Below are 20,895 nucleotides of genomic sequence, written 5' to 3' on the forward strand. Positions count from 1 at the left end.
CCCTTCGAAGGATCGCCGTGCCCGCCACTCGCACCCCCCTCCGCCTGACCGCCGTCGCCTCGCTCGGCCTCGCCGCGCTGCTGCTCACCGCCTGCTCGGGAGGAGCCGACGCCGGCTCCGAGGGCACGTCCGAGAGCAGCGCCGCCGAGAGCGGCGAGGGCTTCCCCGTCACCGTCGACCACGCCTTCGGCAGCACCACCGTCGAGTCGGCCGACCGGGTCGTCGCGACGAGCTGGACCAACCAGGACGTGGCGCTCGCGCTGGGTGTGACCCCGGTCGGCTTCACCCGCGCCTCCTACGGCGACGAGGACGGCGACGGCCTGCTGGTGTGGACGAAGGAGGCGCTCGACGCCTCCGGCGCCGAGACCCCGACCCTGTTCGACGAGACCGACGGCGTGCCCTTCGAGGCGATCTCGGACCTCAGCCCGACCGTGATCCTCTCGGCCTACTCCGGCATCACCCGGCAGGACTACGACACCCTCAGCCAGATCGCCCCCACCGTCGCCTACCCGGGCCTGCCCTGGGGCACGACCTGGCAGGACTCCGCGAAGCTCGACGGCGCCGCGCTGGGCCTCGAGGACGAGGCCGTCGCGAAGGTCGGCGAGATCGAGAGCGACATCACGCAGACCACCGCGTCCTACCCGCAGCTCGCGGGCACCACGTTCATGTACGGCTGGTACGACCCGACCGACGCGAGCACCTTCACCTACTACACGCCGAACGACGCGCGCGTGAAGTTCGTCGAGGACCTCGGACTCGACGTCGCCCCGAGCGTCGCCGAGCTCTCCGGCGACTCGGAGGCGTTCAGCGGCACCATCAGCTCCGAGAACGCCGACCAGCTCGACGCCGACGTGCTCGTCGTCTACGGCGACGACACGACCCTCGCCGCGCTGCAGGCCGACCCGCTGCTCTCCAAGATCCCGGCCGTCGAGCGCGGCTCCGTCTACGTGCTGGAGGACGGCTCGTCCGCCGCCATGGCCACCTCGTCGCCGAACCTGCTCAGCATCCCGTGGGTGCTCGACGAGTACACCGCCGGCCTCGCCGCGGCCGCCGACAAGGTGTCGTGACCCGCACCGCACCCACCCGGAAGACGAGGGCGACCGCGCTGGCGGTCGCCCTCGTCGCGCTGGCCGTCGCCTCGGTCCTCTCGCTCGTGTACGGCTCCCGCGAGATCCCGCTCGGCGAGGTCTGGCCGGCGCTGACCTCGCCCGATCCGGCGTCCATCGTCGACGCGGCGGTGCAGGGGCGGGTGCCGCGGACGGTCCTCGCGATCCTGGTCGGCGCCGCGCTCGGGCTCGCCGGAGCCGTGATGCAGGGCCTGACCCGCAACCCGCTCGCCGATCCGGGCATCCTCGGCCTCAACTCGGGCGCCTCGCTCGCGGTCGTGCTCGGGATCGCCGGGGTCGGCGCGACGAGCCTGCCGCAGTTCATCTGGCTCGCGTTCCTCGGAGCCGCCGCCGCCGGGGCGTTCGTCTACGCGGTCGCCTCGCTCGGCCGCGAGGGCGCCACTCCGCTGAAGCTCGCCCTCGCCGGAGCCGCCACCGCCGCCGCGCTCACCTCCCTCATCAGCGCGGTCCTGCTCACCCAGGAGACCACGCTGAACCGCTTCCGCTTCTGGCAGGTCGGCGGAGTCGGCGGCGCCGAGACCGCGAGCATCCTGCAGGTCCTCCCGTTCCTCGCGGTCGGCGCGGTGCTGGCCCTCTCCAGCGCGCGAGGGCTCGACGCCCTGGCGCTCGGCGACGACCTGGCGACCGGCCTCGGCCGGCGCGTGGGGCGCATCCGCCTGGTCGCGGGGCTCGCGGCCGTGCTGCTCTGCGGCGCCGCGACCGCGATCGCCGGACCGATCGGATTCATCGGCCTGGTCGTCCCGCACCTCGCCCGCCGCGTCACCGGCCCCGCGCACGCCTGGCTGCTGCCCTCCTCCGCTCTGCTCGGCGCCCTGCTGCTGCTCGTCGCCGACGTGGTCGGCCGCGTGGTCGCCCGGCCGAGCGACGTCGAGGTGGGCATCGTGACCGCGCTGATCGGCGCCCCGGTGCTCATCGCGATCGTGCGCCGCTCGAAGGTGCGGGCGCTGTGAGGACCGCGGAGGCGCCCGCCGCGGTCGGCATCGCGGCCGGCCGCACGCTGCGCCGTCGGCGCACGGTCATCGGCTGCGCGGTCCTCGCGGTGCTCGCGCTGGCGCTCGTCGTCGTCTCGCTCACGGTCGGCAGCACGGTCTACTCGGTGCCGCAGGTCGTCCGCGTGATCCTCGGCGAGACCGTGCCGGGCGCCTCCTTCACCGTGGGCACGCTGCGGCTGCCGCGCACCATCACGGCCGTCCTGGTGGGCGTGGGCTTCGGGACGGGCGGCGTGATCTTCCAGACGATGCTGCGCAACGCCCTCGCCAGCCCCGACATCATCGGCATCACCTCGGGGGCGAGCGCGGCGGCCGTCGTCGCGATCGCGTTCTTCGGGCTCTCGGGAGGCGCAGTCTCGGTGATCGCAGTCGCGGCCGGGCTCGCGACGGCCCTGATCATCGCCGGGCTGGCCGAGGGCGGCGGAGTGATCGGGGCGCGGCTGATCCTCATCGGCATCGGCGTCGCGGCGATGTTCCAGAGCGTGATCGCCTACGTGCAGACCCGCGCCGACTTCGAGGACGTCCAGGAGTCGCTGCGCTGGCTGACCGGCAGCCTCAACTCGGCCGCCTGGCCCTCCGTCCCGCCGCTCGCGCTGACGATGCTCGTGCTGGTGCCGCTGGCGCTGCTGCTCTCGGGCCGGCTCGGCGTGCTGCAGCTCGGCGACGAGTCGGCGACCGCGCTCGGGCTCGACGTGCGGCGCAGCCGGCTGGCCCTGCTCGCGGTCGGAGTCGGCCTCGTGGCCGTCGCGACCGCCGCCACCGGCCCGATCGCGTTCGTCGCCTTCGTCTCGGGGCCGATCGCGCGGCGGATCCTGCCGAGCGCGCGCACGCTGCTGATCCCCTCCGCCCTGGTCGGCGCGGTCGTGGTGCTCGCCGCCGACCTGCTCGCCCAGTACGTCGTCGGCGCGCTGTTCTCGGGCGCGCGCTTCCCGGTCGGCGTCGTCACCGGCGCCCTCGGCGCGCCCTTCCTGCTCTGGCTCCTCGCCCGCCGCAACCGCTCCGGAGGCTCCCTGTGACCGACGCCCCGCCCACCCTCGCCGCCGACGCGGTCACCCTCGCCTACGACGAGCGCGTGGTGGTCGACGGGCTCTCGCTCGCCGTGCCGCCCGGCCGGATCACGGTGATCGTCGGCGCGAACGCCTGCGGCAAGTCGACGCTCCTGCGCGCGATGGCGCGGCTGATCACCCCGCGCTCGGGGAGCGTCCTGCTCGACGGGCGCGCGATCCACCGGCTCCCGACGCGCCAGGTCGCGCAGCAGGTGGGGCTGCTGCCGCAGACCCCGATCGCGCCGGAGGGGATCGCCGTCTCGGACCTGGTCGCCCGGGGCCGCTACCCGCACCGGGGCCTGTTCGGCCGCGGCTCCGGATCGGACGACGACGCGATCGTCGAGGAGGCGCTGCGCGACACCGGCACGCTCGAGCTCGCCGACCGCCCCGTGGACGAGCTCTCGGGCGGGCAGCGCCAGCGGGTGTGGATCGCGATGGCCCTCGCCCAGCGGACCGACGTGCTCCTCCTGGACGAGCCCACGACCTACCTCGACGTGTCGCACCAGGTCGAGGTGCTCGACCTGCTCACCGACCTCAACCGCTCGCGCGGGACGACGATCGTGATCGTGCTGCACGACCTCAACCTCGCCGCCCGCTACGCCGACCACCTCGTCGCCGTGCGCGACGGCGCCCTGTACGCCTCGGGCACGCCCGCCGAGGTGGTGACGCCGGAGACGGTGCGCGCGGTGTTCGGGATGGAGTCGCGCGTGATCGAGGACCCGGTCTCGCGGACGCCGCTGGTGCTGCCGATCGGGCGCCACCACTCGGGCTGAGCCCGGCCGTTCAGGGCCGAGCGGTCAGGGCCGGCCGGTCAGGCCGGGGCCGCGGCCAGGGAGGCGCCGTCGACGAGCGTGCAGCGGAGGAGCTGCTGCTCCCGTCGCGCGGGGTCGCCCTCGATGAGGATCTGCACGGCGCGGCGGCCCATGTCGCGCCGGGGCAGCTCGAAGCCGGCCTGCCAGCCGGTGCGGTCGGCCGATCCGGAGAGCGACACCAGCGACAGGTCGCCCGGCACCGCCACCCCCTCGGCCTCGGCGGCCTCCTGCAGGAGGACGAACTGCTCCTCCTGCTCGGCGAGGACGACCGTGACGCCCTCGGTGGCGATCCGGCGGATCCACTCCCGCGGCGACGCCTCCGGCCCCGGGACGAGGTGGAGGAAGCCGTCGCCGAGCTCGGCCCGCGCGCCGGCCATGCGGTCGGTGTACGACTCGACGCCCTCGCCGTGGCCGGCGTAGGCGAAGCGGGTGTGGCCGAGGGCGCGCGCGCAGGAGATCAGCTCGCGGACGATCGACGCGTAGTCGGCGGCCACGTAGGGCACGGGCCCGCCGGCGTCGTCGCGGCGGCCGATGCTGACGAAGGAGAAGCCGCTCGCGTTGAGGAACTCGAGCTCCTCACGGGGCATGTGCTGCCCGAGGAGGATGCAGGAGTCGGCCAGGCGCAGCCGGGTGGTGCCGCCGCTCAGGCCGCCGCGGCGGCCGCCGACGCGGCCGCTGGTCAGCAGGAGGAGGTCGATGTCGCGGTTCTGCGCCTCCTCCTCGATGCCGGCGAGGAACGGGTGGAAGAAGTCCTCGCGGTCGAGCGGGAACAGGCTCTCGTAGGTGTAGACGCCGATCATGCCGGTGCCGACCTGCTTGAGGCGGCGCGCGATGGGGTCGGCGACGTACCCCGTCTCCTGGATCGCCTTGAGGATCCGCGCCCGCGTCGCCTCCGGAACCCGGGCGAGCTGCTCGCCCTTGTCGTTGAGCACGAACGACACCGTCGTCTGGCTGACTCCCGCGAGACGCGCGATGTCCTTCTGCGTGATCCGCGGCACCCGGACACCTCCGCTTCATCCTGGTAATAGGTATTACGTCTTGACCTCAGGCTACCGATGACGAAGGATCGCCGTACGCCCATCCGGGGCGAGAGAGGGCGGAACGTCGACGATGATGAATCCCGCAGACCCAGACAACCAGACCACGGCCTCCCCGAGGCCCGATCGGCAGCACAAGCCCGATCAGCAGCCCGAGCACGATCCGCAGCGCAGGCCCGACAACTCGCGCCGCCTCTTCCTCGCCGGGGGCGCCGCCGCCCTCGCCGGCGCGGCAGGGGCCGTCGGCGCCGCCACTCCGGCCGCCGCCGCGCCCCCGGCCGACGCTCCCGGGCAGAAGAAGCGCCTGAGCGTCACCGAGGGGCCGATCTCACCGCTCGACAAGGAGTTCCGCTGGGACGACCGCGCCGGCGCAGACAACACCCGCGCGGTGCAGGCGGCCATCGACAAGGCGATGACCGCTCCGGGCGGCGAGGTGTCGCTGCCCGCCGGCGAGATCCGGGTGACGGGCCTCGCGGTCGACTACCGCGGCTACCCGGTGCAGCCCGAGAACGGGCCGCCCTACGGCTACGCCGGGCCGAAGATCGTCGGCGCCGGCATGCGCCAGACGAGGATCGTCCAGATCGAGGGCTCGACCCGCGACATCTTCACCGTCTCCGGCCAGACCGGCGACGCGGCCGGCCCCGCCAACAACAACAAGGCCACCGGCGTCGTCCTCGCCGACTTCGAGATGACGGGCACGCCCTCCGGCGGCCACGGGATGTCGCTGCGCTCGCTGGTCAACTGCGAGTTCCGCAACCTGTGGATCCAGAAGACCGGCAAGTCGGGCATCTTCCGCGAGCGCGCCACCTTCGTCTCGGGCGTCGACGACGAGTACTCGTACGCCAACTCCTGGAACAAGATCAAGATCGTCGCCCCCGCCGGCTGGGGCGTGGAGGACTCGGGCAAGGCCTCCATCGGCGGCTCGATGACCAACGTCGAGGCGATCAGCCCCGGCCTCGGCGGCTTCCTCCTCGCGCCGACGAACATGACGCTGCTCGACTGCCAGGCCATCGGCGGCACGGTCGGCCTCCGGTCGATCCGCAACGAGAACCGGCGCTCGGTCAACTCCGGCCTGACCCTGATCAACTTCCGCTCGGAGGGCTCCCGCGACGGCTGGGAGGTGCTGGTCGAGGCCGGCACGAGCCACATGATCGTGAACCCGAACTTCTTCCCGACCTCGGGCGCGAACTGCCTCGGCGTCGGCCTGACGAACGGCGGAGCGGACTTCGAGGTGCGCAACCTCACCGTCCTCGGCGGCTTCTACGGGCTCAGCCTCGGCCGCTTCCCGCAGCAGAAGGCGATCGTGCTGGGCAGCGACTCCTCGCAGACGCGCCTCGTGAACCCGTTCATCGAGCGCGGCGCCGCGGGAGTGGACGAGGGCTCGCTGATCGTCGACGACGGACGCCTGACCTCGTTCGAGCTCGGCCGCGGCCGGGTGGAGCGCGCGGCCGGCTACACCACGGTCGCCCGCGCCCCCGAGACCATCCCGACCCCTCCGGCCGGGCAGGTCAACGAGGGCTGGGAGCGCTCCGGCGACACCTGGCGGAAGGTGGCCGTCTTCCCCGACGGGCACCGCGTCGTCATCGCCTCCTGACCCCGGGCGGCGGCGCCCTCCGCGCCGCCGCCCTCCCCCACTGCACACGGAACGAGCACCAGAACGCATGCATGACGACAGCACCCGCATCGAAGCCCGCATCGCCCGCTTCCGCGCCGAGAGCCTCCGGCCGGCTATCCACCGGGCGGTCGAGCCGCTCGGGATCGAGTCGTGGACCGCTCCGGGCGAGCCGGTCCCCTTCGACCAGGCGCGGGCCGCGTCCTACGCGCCCGCCCGCATCGGGGAGCCGTGGGGTGCCCCGTGGGGCACCGTGTGGTTCCACGTGCGCGGCGAGATCCCCGCCTCCTGGGTCGGCGTCGACGGCTGCGAGCCCGAGCTCGTCGTCGACCTCGGCTACACCGGCGCCCAGTCCGGCTTCGAGGCGGAGGGGCTCGTCTTCACCGCGACCGGCACGGTCGTGAAGGCCGTCGAGCCGTTCAACCAGTCGGTCCCGCTCGACCGGCTGCCCGACCGCGAGGCGGGCGACCGCACGGTCGAGCTCTACATCGAGGCCGCCGCCAACCCGAACATCACCGGTGACTGGTCCTTCACCCCCACGGCGCTCGGCGGCCGCCCCGCCGACGGCGCCCTGCCGTCCGACCCGCTCTACCGCCTCCGCCGTCTCGAGCTCGGACTGCTCGACCGGGAGGTCTGGGAGCTGGAGCAGGACATGGCCGTGCTCGTCGGGCTGATCGGGCAGCTGCCCGAGTCCTCCCAGCGCCGCGCCGAGATCGTGCGCGCCCTCGACCGCGCCGTCGACGTCCTCGATCCGGACGACGTGTCCGGCACCGCCGCCGCCGGCCGGGAGGCGCTGCGGACGGTCCTCGAGCGCCCCGCCTCGGCCAGCGCGCACCACCTGCACGCCGTCGGCCACGCCCACATCGACTCCGCGTGGCTCTGGCCCGCCCGTGAGACCGCCCGCAAGGTGGCCCGCACCTTCTCGAACGTCTGCGATCTGATCGAGCGCGAGGAGGGCTTCGTCTTCGCCGCCTCCTCCGCGCAGCAGTACGCGTGGCTGAAGCGCGACCACCCGGAGCTGTTCGAGCGCGTCCGCGGCCACGTGCTCGCGGGCCGCTTCGTGCCGGTCGGCGGGATGTGGGTCGAGTCGGACACGAACATGCCCGGCGGCGAGGCGCTCGTGCGCCAGCTGCTCGAGGGCAAGCGCTTCTTCCTCGACGAGTTCGGGATCGACACGGAGGAGGTCTGGCTCCCGGACTCCTTCGGCTACTCCGCCGCGCTGCCGCAGATCATCGCCGGAGCGGGCGGGCGCTGGTTCCTCACGCAGAAGATCTCGTGGAACGAGACCAACACGATGCCCCACCACACCTTCTGGTGGGAGGGCATCGACGGCACCCGCGTGTTCACGCACTTCCCGCCCGTCGACCTCTACAACTCCGACCTCTCCGGCGAGGACCTCGCCCGCGCCGAGCGCCAGTACGCCGAGAAGGGCAGCGGCACCATGTCGCTCGTGCCCTTCGGCTACGGCGACGGCGGAGGAGGCCCCAACCGCGAGATGATCGCGGCCGCCCGCCGCACGCGCAGCCTCGAGGGCTCGCCGACCGTCGAGCTGTCCACGCCCCGCCGCTTCTTCGAGGAGGCGCAGGCCGAGTACCCGGACGCGCCCACCTGGTCGGGCGAGCTCTACCTCGAGTTCCACCGCGGCACCTACACGTCGCAGGCGCGCACCAAGCAGGGCAACCGCCGCAGCGAGCACCTGCTCCGCGAGATCGAGCTGTGGGCGACCACGGCCCTCGTCCGCGCCGGGGTCCCGTACCCGGCCGACGAGCTGCGCGAGATGTGGCGGACGGTCCTCCTGCAGCAGTTCCACGACATCCTGCCCGGCACCTCCATCGCCTGGGTGCACCGCGAGGCGGAGGAGAACTACGCCCGCATCGCGCAGCGGATCGAGGAGATGATCGCCGAGGCAGTCCGGGCCCTCGCCGGCGAGGGCTCCGCGGAGCTGCTGGTGAACTCCTCCCCCTTCCCCGTCGGGGGCGTGCCGGCGCTCGGCGCGGCCGCGGCCGACCCCGCCGCGGAGCACTCGGCCCCGACGCTCCGCTCCGACGGCGACGCCCACGTCCTCGACAACGGGCTCGTCCGGGTGCGGATCGGCGCCTCCGGGCTCCTCGAGTCGGTCGTGGACCTCGCGAGCGGCCGGGAGGTCGTGCCCGCCGGCGCCGCCGCGGGGCTCCTCCAGCTCCACCGCGACACCCCGAACAAGTGGGACGCCTGGGACCTCGACGACAACTACCGCCGCACGGTGGAGGACCTCGTCGGCGTCGACGCGGTCCGCGCCGGCACCGTGAGCGACCCGCTCGGCCGCGAGGTGCCGGCGGTCGTGATCACCCGCTCGTTCGGCGGCTCCACGGTCGTGCAGACCGTCTCGCTGCAGATCGGCCGGGCGGCCGTCGACCTCGGCCTCGACATCGACTGGCACGAGCGCCGCAAGCTGCTCAAGCTCGCCTTCCCGCTCGACCTGCTCTCGGACCGGGCGACGTCCGAGATCCAGTTCGGCCACGTGCACCGCCCGACCCACGTGAACACGACGTGGGACGCCGCCCGCTTCGAGACCGTCGCGCACCGCTGGGTGCACGTCGGCGAGCCGGGCTTCGGCGTCGCGGTCGTCAACGACTCCACCTACGGGCACGACATCACCCGCGACCGCGCCGCGGCCGGCACCCCGACGACCACGGTCCGGCTCTCGCTCCTGCGCGCGCCGCTGTTCCCCGACCCGGACGCCGACCAGGGCCGCCACCGCCTCGCCGTCTCGCTCGTGGTCGGGGCCGAGCTGCCCGACGCCGTCGAGGCCGGCTACGCGCTGAACACCCCGGTCCGCAGGCTCACCGGCGCCGCGCCCGTCGCTCCCCTGGTGTCGATCGACGACCCCTCGGTGATCATCGAGGCCGTGAAGGCGGCGGACGACGGGAGCGGCGACGTGATCGTGCGGCTCTACGAGTCGCTCGGCCGCCGCGCCGCAGCGACCCTCCGCGCCGCTTTCGCCGTCCGGGCGGTCACCCGCACCGACCTGATGGAGCGCCCGACCGAGCAGGTCCGCATCGAGAGCTCCGTCGAGGCGGAGTCGGCCGACGTGCGCCTCGAGCTGCGTCCGTTCGAGATCGCGACGGTGCGCCTGGCGCGCTGAGCGCGAGGGGACGCGGGGCGGGAGCAGGCCGGGCCGGCTTGCTCCTGCCCCTGCGTCATGTGGTCTGCTCGATGCACACCGTCCCGATCGGAGAGGTCCCCCATGCAGTCGTTCCCCGCCCCGCCCCGCCAGGTGCAGATCGGCGACGCCGCCGCGTTCGCCGGCGTCACTCCGCGGGCGATCCGCCACTACCACCGGCTCGGCCTGCTTCCCGAGCGCGAGCGGGGCGGAGACGGTCGTCGGCGCTACGGCTACGACGACATCATCCGGCTGCTCTGGATCCGCCGCCTGGCCGACGCCGGGGTCGCGCTCGAGGACATCCGGGACGCCTTCGCCGTCGCAGCCCCGGCCGGCGCCGAGGACAGCGCCGACCGCGAGGACGAGGTCGCGGGCGTCCTCGCGCGGCTGGACGCCGCGCTCGCCGCGCAGGAGGAGGAGCTGCAGCGGAAGCGGGCCTCGGTCCGGCGCATGCGGACCCTCGGCGGCCGGCTGGGGCTGCTCGACGACATCGTCTCGCGCCGCCTCGAGGGCGCACCCGAGGGCTCGCTGCGCCAGGCCGACCTCGACACCCTGCTGGTCACCGAGCGGATGTTCGGCCCGCTGGGCGCCGTCTCCCAGGCCGGCCGCTTCGTCGTCCTCGCCGCCGATCCGGCGCTGCGGGCGGAGGCCGACCGCGTCGACGCCGCCGAGGAGGCCCTCGACGACACGGTCGCCGAGGACGACCCCCGGGTGGAGCAGGTGGCGCGGGAGCGGCACGCCTTCGAGGCCCGGCTGATGCGCGTCGTCGAGGAGTCCGGTCAGCTCGAGGAGGACGAGGCGATCTTCGACGCGTGGGACGAGGCGCACCCGCCCGAGGACCCCGCGCCGGCCCCCGATCCCGCACAGGGCTCCCGCGCCCGGAGCGCCGGCGAGATCATCCGGAGCCTGCCCTACGACGTCTCGCCGGCCCGCCTGCGTGCCATGGACCTGGCGATGCGGCTCGGGATGGAGGAGGCGCCGGCGTCCTGAACGGGGCCGGCGCCCCGCCTCTAGCCGACCGGTACCGACTCGCTGACCACGGCCGTGTTGCCCTGCGCGTCCTTGACGACGACCGAGACGTACAGCTCGGCCGCGGCGAAGGCGCCGGGCAGGCGGTACTTCGCCGTGTCGAGGGTCGCGCTCCACTCGGCCGGTCCCCCGTCGACGGCGATCTTCTCCCCGTTCACGGACACCCGCACGCTGTCGAGCTCGCTGGCGTCCGTCGCCGTGCCGGAGAGCTGCAGGGCACCGTCGACGAGCGCGGCCTCGAGTGCCGCCTCGGGCGCGTCCGACTCGGACCGCCGCTCCGGCTCGGGGAAGGGGGAGGCCGCGAGGTCGACGGTCTCCCCGGCGAGCGCCGGGGTGCGGGTGGGCGCCTCGCGGTTGTGCGTGCCCGCCTCGTAGGCGTACGCGTAGCCGAGGAGCGCGGCGTCGTCGTACGCGGGACCGGCGATCGTGAGGTTGACCGGCATGTGCGTGTCGTCCATCAGCCCCATCGGCACCGAGACCGTCGGGATCCCCAGCATCCGGAGGGTGTAGTTCATGTTCGAGAAGTAGTTGCCGTTCTGATCGGCCACCGTGTTGGCCTCGCGGTCGACGTCCGCGTCCGCCTCTCCGATGTCCGAGTTCGCCGGGAAGACGATCCCGTCGAGCCCCTCCGCGTCGAGCCACTCCTCGAAGTCGACCTTCCGGGTGTCCTCGAGCCCCTGGAGCGACTCCTGCAGTCCGTCGACCTCGGACCACTCCGCCGGCACGCCGTCCGCCACCGCGGCGGGGTAGGCGTCCATGTAGCCGCCGTAGCTGACACCGTCCTGCTCCGCGAGGGATCCCGGCGGGTTGGGGAACACCTTCGAGGTGTCGACCTGGGTCCACGACGTCAGCTCCGGGTCGCCGACGGCCTTGAGGAACTTCTCGGCCGCGTAGGGGTTGATGCGGCTGAACTCGATCTCCCCGAAGTCCGCGGGCATCAGGCCGCGGGACTCGGGCGAGACCGCCCCCACCCGGTCCAGGTCCTGATTGTGCTGGACGGGCAGGTCGACCTCCACGACCTCAGCGCCGAGGGCGCGCAGGTCGTCCGCCGCCTCGTCCCAGCTCGCCTTGATGGACGGCCGGATCCGGATCGGGTTCGACCCTCCGAGGTCCTCGCCGATGTACATCTTCGGCACGCCCAGGCGGACGCCCTCGAGCGCACCCTCGTCGGCCAGGCTCGTGAAGTCGTCGGGGCGCACGTCCTCGACGGACGGCAGATCGACGGCGGTCTGGTCGCGCCAGAAGTCGTTCTCCGTGTTCTCGTCCTCGACCACGATCGTGTTGAGCAGCGTGAGCATGTCGTCGACCGTGCGGGTGTGCGGCACGACGACGTCGCGCACCGGGAACAGCGGCCAGTTGCCGCGGATCGAGATCATCCCGCGGGAGGGCGTGTAGGCGATGAGCCCGCTGTTCGACGCGGGGGAGCGCCCGGAGGAGACCGTCTCCTCGCCCATGCCGAACATCGCGAAGTTCGCGGCGGTGGACGTCCCGGAGCCGTTGGAGGAGCCGGAGAACCAGGCGGCGGGCAGGAAGTCGGCGTTGTAGGGGCTCTCGGCGCGGCCGTACACGCCGCGCTGCATCCCGCCGCCGGCCATCGGCGGCATGTTCGTCTTGCCGATCAGCACGCCTCCCGCCTCACGGATCTTCTCGACCGTGAAGGCGTCGCTCGCCGCGGTGAGATCGGCGAAGGCGGGAGAGCCCGAGGCGACGGTGAGCCCCTCGACCATGTAGCTGTCCTTGACCGTGTACGGGATGCCGTCCAGCGGGCCGAGGGTCTCCCCGGCCGCACGGCGCGCATCGGACGCCTCGGCCGCCGCCATCACCCCGGGGTCGAGGACGGGGATCGAGTCGAGCGAGATCCCGTTGACGTCGTAGGCGTGGATCCGATCGAGGTACATCGCCGTCAGCTCGACGCTGGTCAGCGCTCCGGACTCGAGCGCGTGCTGCGCCTGGGCGATGGTCGCCTCCTCGAGGACGAAGAGGTCGGCGCGGGCGCTCGCGGAGTCGTCCGCGGCGTCGGGCGTGCACCCGGCGAGGACCAGCGCGCCGGCGGCGAGTGCTCCCGTCGCGGCGAGCAGCCGTCCGCGACGGCGAAGGGTATTCGGATGCAAGGCAGTTCCTCTCGTAGGCGGGCAGGACGACAGTCGCAGCCCGCCGATTCCGCGCCGTGTCGGTCGTGTTACCCCTGGCGGACAGTTCTCGAGCCGAAGATGTCGGACAGGTTTCCCGCCGTGTTGCCGGGAGATGACGGGTCGCTCCCGAGCCCCGCTCCCGGAGCGGCGGGTACATTCGGAGCGTGCAGGACCAGCGGACGAGCCTTCGTGACGTGGCGCTCGCCGCCGGGGTGTCGGTCGGGACGGCGTCCTCCGCGCTCGCCGGCACCGGACGGGTCAGCGACGCCACGCGCGAGCGGGTCAAGCGCGTCGCGCAGACCCTGGACTACGCGCCGCACGCGGGCGCCCGCAATCTCCGCCGCTCCCGCGCGGGCTCGATCGGGCTCGTGCTGCCCCGGATCGACGCCGAGGACTCCTTCTACCTGGAGTTCGCGATGGGAGCCGCGGAGTGGGCGGCCACCCAGGGGGTCGCGGTCTCGATCATCACCGGCGCGATGCTCGACGACATCCCGCGGCTGCCGGTCGACGCCTTCCTCGTGCCGGACGTCGACGTGGACTCCCCCCGTCTCGCGGAGCTCGTCGCCGATCGGCGCCCGGTGGTCACGGCGGACACCGTCCCCGACGGGGCGCCGACCCCCTCTGCCGTCGTCGCGATCGATCACGGAGCGGGGATCCGGAGCCTCCTCGACCACCTCGTCGAGCGCGGTGCGACGCGCCCGGCGCTGCTCGCTCCGATGACCACGGTGATGTGGGGCCGCCGGCTCTGCGCGGCCTCCGCCTCCTGGTTCGAGGAGCGCTCGATCCCGGACCTGAGCGAGACGCTCCTGCCCGGTTCCTCCGACGAGACGGTCCTCCTGGCGGCTCGGCGACTGGCCGCCGCCGGAGCCGACGCGATCGTGGGCGTGCCGATGGGATCGGCCGAGCCGCTCGTCCGAGCCTTCGCGGAACAGCGGGAGGGGCGCCCGCTGATCGCCGGCTACGTCGACCACGCGGCGCTGAGGGCGGCGGGCGTCACCGCCGTCGACCTGCGCCCGCGGGAGGTCGGTGCCGCGTGCGCCCGCCTCGCGGTCTCGGCGACGAACTCCCCCGGCGCGGTCGCGGCCCCCTCCGTGCTCTCGATCGCCCCGGTCCTGGTCCCGCGCTCGAGCACGCAGCGGTGACCGCGGCGTCCCCGCGTCGCGGCGAGACGCTATGCTCCTGCAAAATCGTTTCGGCAGGGGAGGCACCGTGCTCGACACCGCACTCGCCCGGATCGTGTGGGCGGACGGCTCGGCACTGTCCGTCGTGAGCTCCGACGCCCTCGAGCCGCTCGCGGCCGCCGTCGGCGCGGACGTGGCGTTCGTGCCGGCGCCGTCCGGCACGGCGGGCGAGGGGGCCGCGGGCGGGTGCGACGCCGCCGGGATCGACGCCGTGCTCGCCGGCAGCGGCTGCCGGGTGGCGATCGTCGAGGCCGACGTCGAGCGCTTCCAGGAGGACCCGGCCCGTCGACGCCGCCTGGCGGAGAGGCAGCGCGAGCATCCCGGCAAGGGGCTGTGGCTGGCGGTGACAGGCGTGCACGACTCCGACGCCATCGGCCGCGAGGTCGAGGCGGCCCGCTGGGCGGGCTTCCACACCGTCGGCGCCTCCATCGCCTCCCCCGCCGCCGCCCTGCTCACGTCGTCGATCGCGCAGGAGAGCGACTTCGTCCACATCGACGCGGGGAGGCTCGCTCTCGCCTGCTCCTCCCCGTCCGGCCGGCGGGACGCCCAGGAGCGGGCCGACGAGATCCTGTGGCACCCGTCCCTCCTCGCGATCCTGCGGCTGGCACTGACGGCCTCGGCCGCCGTGCCCACCTTCGTCAGCGTGCCCCCCTCCGCCACGGCATCGTGGCTGGCGGCGCTCTTCGGGACGGGCGCGCGCTGCGTCGCGCTCTCGCGCGCCCAGCAGTCCGAGCTCGAGGCTCTCGCGGTCGACCTCACCGCGGTCGACGCCGCCGCCCTGGCGTCCGCCCTGATCTCCGCGCGCGGAGCAGCCGACGCGCGACGCCGGGTGGACGCGGCGCTGTCCGCCCTCGGCTCCCGGAGCGCGCACGCCGCGACGTCCTGAGACGCGGGGTCACGCCCGTCCGGTCACCCGAGGACCTCTCGCAGCACCTCCAGCGCCCGCTCGCGGTCGCCGACCCCGCCGCCCTCATGCCCGCTGTACGGCCACACGTCGATCGACGTCTCGCCGCCGGAGACGTTGTGGGAGGCGAAGACCGTCGAGGGCGGGCAGATCGGGTCCATCAGGCCGACCGAGCGGTGCACCCGGCAGCCCAGGCGCCGGGAGAAGTGGACGCCGTCGACGTAGGAGAGGGTCCGCTCGACGGCGTCGAGGTCCTCGGGGCGGGTCGCCAGGTAGCGGGCGATCTCCACGTAGGGCGCCTCGTTCGTGACGGTCGTCGCGCGCAGGACGTCGGAGAGGAAGGGCACCAGGGCGATCGCCGCGCGCACCCGGGGGCGCAGCGCCGCCGCGGCGGTCGCGAGCGCTCCGCCCTGGCTGCCGCCGAAGACCGACACGCGGTCCGGGTCCAGCCCGGGGAGCGCCTCCACGGCGTCGACGGCGAGCGCCGCGTCCGCGATCATGCGCCGGTAGTAGTACGTCTCGGGCGACTCGATGCCGCGGGTCGTGACCCCGGGGTACGCGGGTCCGCTGCCGTGGGGGTCGGGGGTGGCTCCGGAGCGGGCGAGGCGGCCGGCTCCCTGGCCTCGCGCGTCGACGACCAGGTGCGCGTACCCGGCGGCGGCGATCCAGAGGTGCTCGATCGGACGGCCCCGTCCGCTGCCGTACCCGGGGTACTCGATCACCACGGGGAGCGGGGCGCCCGGGTCCGCTGCGGGGGTCACCAGCCAGGCGGCGATCGGCTCGCCCGCGAAGCCGGGGAACCGCACGTCCCGCACCCGCACCAGCGGGAGGCCCGCGTCGACCGGCGCGGCGCTCACGGCGGGGCCGCCCTCCCGCCCGAGCGCGAGGGTGGCCCGCCAGAAGGCGTCGAAGTCGTCGGGCTCCGCGACCTCCGCACGGAACTCGCGGAGGGCGGCGAGGGGGCGATCCGTGAACACCGGGTCAGCCTTTCAGACCGGAGTGCGCGAGCCCTTCCACGAACTGCCGCTGAGCGAGGAGGAACACGGCCAGCACGGGCACGACCGTCATCGTCGCCGCAGCGAGCTGCACGTCCCACATCTCCCCGCCGTAGGCGTCGGTGAAGCGGGTGAGCGCCTGGGGCAGGGTGAAGAGCTCGGGTGAGGTCAGGTAGACCGTCGGCTCGAGGTACATGTTCCAGGACCCGAGGAAGGTCAGGATCGCGACGGCCGACAGCGCGGGCTTGGACAGCGGCAGGAAGATGCGCCGCCAGATCCCGAAGCGGCCGAGGCCGTCCAGGCGCGCGGCCTCCTCGAGCTCGCCGGGCATCGCGATGAAGTACTGCCGCATGATGAACGTGCCCAGCACCGCCGGCGCTCCGACCATCGGCACCAGCAGCAGCGGCACGTGGGTGTCGATGAAGCCGAGCTGCCGGAAGATCTGGAACAGCGGGATGATCGTCACCTCCGTCGGCACCAGCAGGCCGGTCAGGACGACGAGGAACACCGCGTTGCGTCCCGGGAACGGGATCCGGGCGAAGGCGTAGCCGGCCAGGCTCGAGACCAGCAGCGTCACCACGGTGACCGTGACCGCGATGTAGAGGCTGTTCCAGTACTGGAGCGCGAACGGCTGGAACCGGAACGCCTCGGCGTAGCCCGCCAGGCTCGGCGAGTCCGGCAGCAGGGTCGGCGGGTTCGAGAAGATCTCGTTCACCGGCTTGAACGACGAGGCGATCATCCAGAACGTCGGCACCGCGAACGGCAGCACGAGCAGGATCAGCGTCACGACGAGCAGGGCGGTCATGAGCGGGCTGCGGCCGCGGCGGCGCTTGACGGGCGGCTCCGGGACGGCTTCGAGGCGTGGCGTGAGCGGGGTCCCCTGCTCGACGACGGCGTCAGTTCTCATAGAAGACCCATTTCCTGCGCAGCTGCCACTGCACGACCGTGAGGATCAGGACGAAGAGGAGCAGCATCAGCGAGAGCGTCGCGCCGTAGCCGATGTCGCTGAACTCGAAGGCCTGTTGGAACACGTAGTAGACGAGCACTGTCGTCGACAGCTCCGGCCCGCCCTCGGTCAGGACGGCGACCTGCGCGAACGCCTGCAGCGAGCCGACGATCGTGAGGATGGCGGTGAGGAGCAGGGTGGGCGAGATGAGCGGGAGCGTGATCCGGAAGAAGATCGCGCGGGGGCTCGCGCCGTCCAGGCGGGCCGCCTCGTAGAGGTCGCCCGGCACTCCCTGCAGCGCGGCGAGGAAGAGCACCATGTTGACGCCGACGCTGCGGATGACCTGCGTGACGATGACGCTCGCCATCGCGGTGGGTCCCTCCTGGAGCCAGTTCGGCCCGTCGAGGCCGACCAGCGAGAGCAGGCCGTTGATCGCGCCGTTGTCCTGGAGGAGGAAGCCCCAGACGAGGGTCCAGGCGACCACCGAGATGACGACGGGCGAGAAGAAGAGCGTGCGGAACAGGGCGCCGCCCGGGATCCTCCGGTTCAGCAGCACGGCCAGGCCCAGCCCGAGGGCGAGGTTCAGGACGACCACTCCCCCGGAGAAGACCGCGGTCGTGCCGAGCACCGCGCCGATGCTCGGGTCGTTGATCGCCCGCTCGTAGTTCTCGCCGCCCACGAAGGTCATGGAGCCGGTGAAGACGTTCCACTCGTTGAGGCTGAACCAGACCGCGAGCCCGACGGGCAGCAGCACGAACACGATCACACCGAGCAGCTGGGGCGCGATGAAGAGCCAGCCGGCGAGCGCGTCGCGGCGCCGGAGGTTCCAGTAGGCGCCGGCGGGAGCGGATCGGCGGCTGTCCGTCGAGGTCGCGGTCACGGGATCACTTCCCCTGGAGGACGGGCGCGATGGCGTCGCAGACGCCTCCGAGCACCTCGGCGACGTCGGCGTCGGCCGACCACATGCGGTCCAGCGCCGTCTTGCCGACCGAGGTGATCTCGGCGGGGCTCGTCACCGGAGGGGTGGCGGACACGTCGGCGAGCTCGTCGACCACGACGCGGTCGAGCTGCTCGGCGCTGAGGCGGGTGTTGACCTTCGCCAGCTCCTCACCGGACAGCAGCGACTCGCGGGGCGGCGGGAAGAACTGCGCGAGCTTGGCGGAGTTCTCCGGGTTGGTCATGAACGAGAGGAAGCCGGTCGCCTCCTCCACGTGGTCGCCGCCTGCGAGCGCGGCCATGCCGGCCTGGCCGATGTTGCCGTACTCGCCGGCGGGGCCGACGGGCAGCGGGTGAATCTCGAACGGGAACGAGCCGTCGAGCAGGCTCGCCCGCGAGACCTGCGCGGTCGTGAACGCGGCATCGCCGGCGAAGAAGTCCGCCGTCACGCCGGGTCCGGGGGTCGCGCCGCTGACGTAGACCGAGTCGTGGAAGAACTGGAACGCCTCCACCATCTCGGGCGAGTCCATCGTGCACTGGGTCCCGTCGTCGCTCCACGGCTGGGCTCCCCAGCCCGCCCAGAGGTTCGCGAGGCTCAGCCAGCCCGAGAAGTCGAAGTCGCGGATGATGTAGCCGGCCTTGCCGGTCGACTCGTTGACGGCCGCGCCGATGCGGTCGACGTCCTCCCAGCTGAGCGTCGCGGGGTCGACGGTCTGCCCGGCCTGCGCGATGAGGTCCTGGTTCACGTACAGCGCGAACGGCGAGTTGGAGAACGGGTACGCGTAGAGCTCGCCGTCCTGGCTGAACGACTGCGCCACGCTGGGCAGGATGTCGTCGTACTCGTAGCCCTCGGTCCCCTCGAAGGTCTCGGTCAGTGGAGCGAGCGCTCCGGCGTCGATCAGGTCCTTCGCGATGTCGCCCACCCAGGCGAGGTCGGGGGCGTTGCCGCCCGCGGCCTGCGTGGTCAGGGTCGAGTTGTAGTCCGCGAACGGGAGGGACTCGAAGGTCACGGACTCGATCTCGGGGTGGTCGGCGATGTACTCGTCGGCCATCGAGTCGAACAGGGCGAGCTGCTTCTCGTCGGAGGTCCAGACGGACATCCTCAGAGCGACGGGTGCTGAGTCGTCCCCGCCGCCGGCGGCGCCGCAGCCCGAGAGGGCGGCGATCACTCCGACTGCGGCGAGCGAGGCCATCAGCTTCTTCGCTGGTCTCATCGTCTCTCTTTCTCCAATGGTCTTCTCGGTGTTCCCGGTCAGTACCCGACGACGTCGGGCCAGTGGGTCTCTACGCCGCGCGACTCGAGCCTCGCCTGCAGGCGGGCGACGAGGGCGGGGTCGGCGGCGATCTCGTGGGGCGACAGGTCCTCGGCGAGGGCGAGGGCCGCCAGCTCGCCGACGGCCTCGCCGATGTTCCACTCCACGGGGTGGAGGCGGTACGCGCCGTTGGTGATGTGCGTCGTCCCGATGTTCTTGCCCCCGGGCAGCAGGTTCGTCGGGGTGCGCGGCACGAGGGCGCCGAGCGGGATCTCGAACGGCGAGCACTCCACGTCGAGGTAGTTGTCGCCTCCGGTGGTCGGGTGCAGGTCGATCCGGTACATGCCCACGCCGACGGAGTCGTCGAAGCGCGCGGGGCTCCCCGTCCCGCGGGCGGCGACGGAGACGTCCTGCTCGCGCACCGTGGTGAGCGCGCGGATCCGGCGGGACTCGCGGATGTAGGGGGCCTGCGCGAGGCCGTCGGCGGTGCCCATCACGTCGCCGCGGAGCCGGAGCCCGGGCCAGCCGCGGCCGCCGTCGGGCCGGGGCGCCTCGGTCTGGAGCCAGTAGAAGTACGACAGCGAGAGCGCGCGGGCGCCGGCGAGGTGCTTCTCCGGCTCCGGCACGTCGAGGATCGAGCTGTCGAGGTAGTCGAGCATCGGCCAGTTCGCGAGCACGATGTCGCTGTCGAGCGCGCCCGGCCGGAGGGTCTCGGTCGCGAGGATCCGGCGGAACATCCAGAGGTCGGTGTCCCCGCCCTGCGCGCGCTGGTCCGCGGTGCGGGTGTCGCCCACGGCGTTCACGTGCATCGTGCGGGTCTCGGGGCGCAGCGTCCTCGGGTTCGGCGCGGTGAAGGAGAGGAGCTTCCCGCCCCAGAACGGCACCTCGTACTCGTGCCAGTAGTCGTAGTCGGCCGGGCGCTCGATGGTGTGGTCGCCGTCCGCGCTGTCGAAGCCGAAGCACCAGGTGACGGCCTGCACGTTCATCGGGTCGGCGACGGCGGGAGCGCTGGGCTCGCCGTGCTCGTCGCGCGACTCGGAGCCCGTGACGTAGTCGACCTCCGCGAGGGGGAGCAGCTCCCCCGTCTCGGTCGCGTCGACCACGTACCGTCCGGAGACGGCGAGCTCCTCGCCCGAGACCGCGTCGCGCAGCAGGACGCGCTCGATCCGGCCCGGGCCGCCGTCGACGGCGAAGGGGACGACGCCGGTGACGACGCGGATCGCTCCGCTCGAGCGGTAGGGGGCGAGCATCTCGTCGAGCACGGCGACGGCGACGCGGGGCTCGGCGCAGAGCCTGCTCACGAGTCCGCGGCCGGGGTTCAGGCGGTCGTCGCGCATCGCCTCGGCGGTGAGGGGGTAGTTGCGGCGGTAGTAGCCGCGGATGCCGTCGCGGAGGCGCCGGTAGTCGGCGGTGACGCCGAACTGCTCGACCCAGGTGTGCTCGTCCGGCGGGACGCCCTGCGAGGTGAGCTGGCCGCCCAGCCACGGGTACTGCTCGGTCAGCACGACCGAGAGGCCGTTGCGGGCGAGGGCGATCGCCGCGGCCACTCCTCCGAGCCCGCCGCCGATCACGGCGACATCTGCTTGCATCGGGGTCACGCGTCCGCCTCGTCCTCGTCGACAGTCTGGGTCATCGGCCTACTACCGGCGGGTAATACGTATTGCCGATTGATTAGACCGTAACGCACGAGTGTCCGGTTGGCAACGGTCTCCGCCGTTCCGAGCGATGCCTCGGCGACCCGCGGGCGTCCTCAG

Annotated in this window: 16 protein-coding genes; 9 read left to right on the forward strand and 7 right to left on the reverse strand. The window is 73.1% G+C overall.

What is annotated here, in order from left to right; genetic code table 11:
* Positions 1-17: 17 nt before the first annotated feature.
* From C5C10_RS15200 to C5C10_RS15215, 4 genes are read left to right on the forward strand one after another with little or no spacing between them, the layout of a single operon-like run.
* On the forward strand, positions 18-1,067 hold the full coding sequence (locus tag C5C10_RS15200; protein ID WP_104329680.1) for an iron-siderophore ABC transporter substrate-binding protein: 1,050 nt from the start codon (positions 18-20) through the stop codon (positions 1,065-1,067).
* Positions 1,064-2,077: an iron ABC transporter permease gene (locus C5C10_RS15205; RefSeq protein WP_104224306.1), complete on the forward strand. Its 1,014-nt coding sequence runs from the start codon at positions 1,064-1,066 to the stop codon at positions 2,075-2,077. Before C5C10_RS15200 ends, C5C10_RS15205 begins: the two co-directional genes overlap by 4 nt.
* On the forward strand, positions 2,074-3,132 hold the full coding sequence (locus C5C10_RS15210; protein ID WP_104329681.1) for an iron chelate uptake ABC transporter family permease subunit: 1,059 nt from the start codon (positions 2,074-2,076) through the stop codon (positions 3,130-3,132). The genes C5C10_RS15205 and C5C10_RS15210 overlap by 4 nt, the downstream gene beginning before the upstream one ends.
* On the forward strand, positions 3,129-3,935 hold the full coding sequence (locus C5C10_RS15215; protein WP_104224308.1) for an ABC transporter ATP-binding protein: 807 nt from the start codon (positions 3,129-3,131) through the stop codon (positions 3,933-3,935). The genes C5C10_RS15210 and C5C10_RS15215 overlap by 4 nt, the downstream gene beginning before the upstream one ends.
* Before the next feature lie 38 nt (positions 3,936-3,973).
* Here C5C10_RS15215 and C5C10_RS15220 read toward each other — a convergent pair whose 3' ends face one another.
* On the reverse strand, positions 3,974-4,972 hold the full coding sequence (locus C5C10_RS15220) for a LacI family DNA-binding transcriptional regulator (RefSeq protein WP_104329682.1): 999 nt from the start codon (positions 4,970-4,972) through the stop codon (positions 3,974-3,976).
* 112 nt (positions 4,973-5,084) lie between these two features.
* Here C5C10_RS15220 and C5C10_RS15225 point away from each other — a divergent pair, with 112 nt between their 5' ends.
* From C5C10_RS15225 to C5C10_RS15235, 3 genes are all read left to right on the forward strand, one after another.
* The gene (locus C5C10_RS15225) at positions 5,085-6,605 is read left to right on the forward strand and encodes a hypothetical protein (RefSeq protein ID WP_104329683.1); all 1,521 of its coding nucleotides are present in this window, start codon (positions 5,085-5,087) and stop codon (positions 6,603-6,605) included.
* A 67-nt stretch (positions 6,606-6,672) separates the two neighbouring features.
* Positions 6,673-9,747, forward strand: a complete 3,075-nt coding sequence (locus C5C10_RS15230) for a glycoside hydrolase family 38 C-terminal domain-containing protein (RefSeq protein WP_104329684.1) — start codon at positions 6,673-6,675, stop codon at positions 9,745-9,747.
* Positions 9,748-9,849: 102 nt separating this feature from the next.
* The gene (locus C5C10_RS15235) at positions 9,850-10,755 is read left to right on the forward strand and encodes a MerR family transcriptional regulator (protein ID WP_219813276.1); all 906 of its coding nucleotides are present in this window, start codon (positions 9,850-9,852) and stop codon (positions 10,753-10,755) included.
* A gap of 20 nt (positions 10,756-10,775) precedes the next feature.
* Here C5C10_RS15235 and C5C10_RS15240 read toward each other — a convergent pair whose 3' ends face one another.
* Complete coding sequence (locus tag C5C10_RS15240) at positions 10,776-12,752, reverse strand: amidase (protein ID WP_374953357.1); 1,977 nt, start codon at positions 12,750-12,752, stop codon at positions 10,776-10,778.
* Positions 12,753-13,090: 338 nt separating this feature from the next.
* Here C5C10_RS15240 and C5C10_RS15245 point away from each other — a divergent pair, with 338 nt between their 5' ends.
* Both C5C10_RS15245 and C5C10_RS15250 read left to right on the forward strand, forming a co-directional pair.
* Positions 13,091-14,068: a LacI family DNA-binding transcriptional regulator gene (locus tag C5C10_RS15245; protein ID WP_104329687.1), complete on the forward strand. Its 978-nt coding sequence runs from the start codon at positions 13,091-13,093 to the stop codon at positions 14,066-14,068.
* Between the two features lie 67 nt (positions 14,069-14,135).
* The gene (locus C5C10_RS15250; protein ID WP_104329688.1) at positions 14,136-14,993 is read left to right on the forward strand and encodes a hypothetical protein; all 858 of its coding nucleotides are present in this window, start codon (positions 14,136-14,138) and stop codon (positions 14,991-14,993) included.
* Positions 14,994-15,016: 23 nt separating this feature from the next.
* Here the strand turns inward: C5C10_RS15250 and C5C10_RS15255 are convergent, their stop codons facing one another.
* Genes C5C10_RS15255 through C5C10_RS15275 form a run of 5 tightly spaced genes read right to left on the reverse strand, consistent with a single transcriptional unit; the run spans position 15,017 to position 20,730 of the window.
* Positions 15,017-15,988 carry an acetylxylan esterase gene (locus C5C10_RS15255; protein WP_104329689.1) on the reverse strand — a complete coding sequence of 324 codons (972 nt, stop codon included), beginning with the start codon at positions 15,986-15,988 and terminating at the stop codon, positions 15,017-15,019.
* 4 nt (positions 15,989-15,992) lie between these two features.
* Positions 15,993-16,913, reverse strand: coding sequence for a carbohydrate ABC transporter permease (locus C5C10_RS15260; RefSeq protein ID WP_244229554.1), 921 nt, complete (start codon positions 16,911-16,913; stop codon positions 15,993-15,995).
* Complete coding sequence (locus C5C10_RS15265) at positions 16,903-17,832, reverse strand: carbohydrate ABC transporter permease (protein ID WP_104234014.1); 930 nt, start codon at positions 17,830-17,832, stop codon at positions 16,903-16,905. Before C5C10_RS15265 ends, C5C10_RS15260 begins: the two co-directional genes overlap by 11 nt.
* A 4-nt stretch (positions 17,833-17,836) precedes the next feature.
* Positions 17,837-19,102, reverse strand: a complete 1,266-nt coding sequence (locus C5C10_RS15270) for a sugar ABC transporter substrate-binding protein (protein WP_104329690.1) — start codon at positions 19,100-19,102, stop codon at positions 17,837-17,839.
* A 38-nt stretch (positions 19,103-19,140) separates the two neighbouring features.
* Positions 19,141-20,730: an FAD-dependent oxidoreductase gene (locus C5C10_RS15275; protein WP_104234052.1), complete on the reverse strand. Its 1,590-nt coding sequence runs from the start codon at positions 20,728-20,730 to the stop codon at positions 19,141-19,143.
* Between the last annotated feature and the right edge of the window lie 165 nt (positions 20,731-20,895).

The organism is Rathayibacter sp. AY1A3, assembly GCF_002930975.1.
Lineage (GTDB): Bacteria > Actinomycetota > Actinomycetes > Actinomycetales > Microbacteriaceae > Rathayibacter.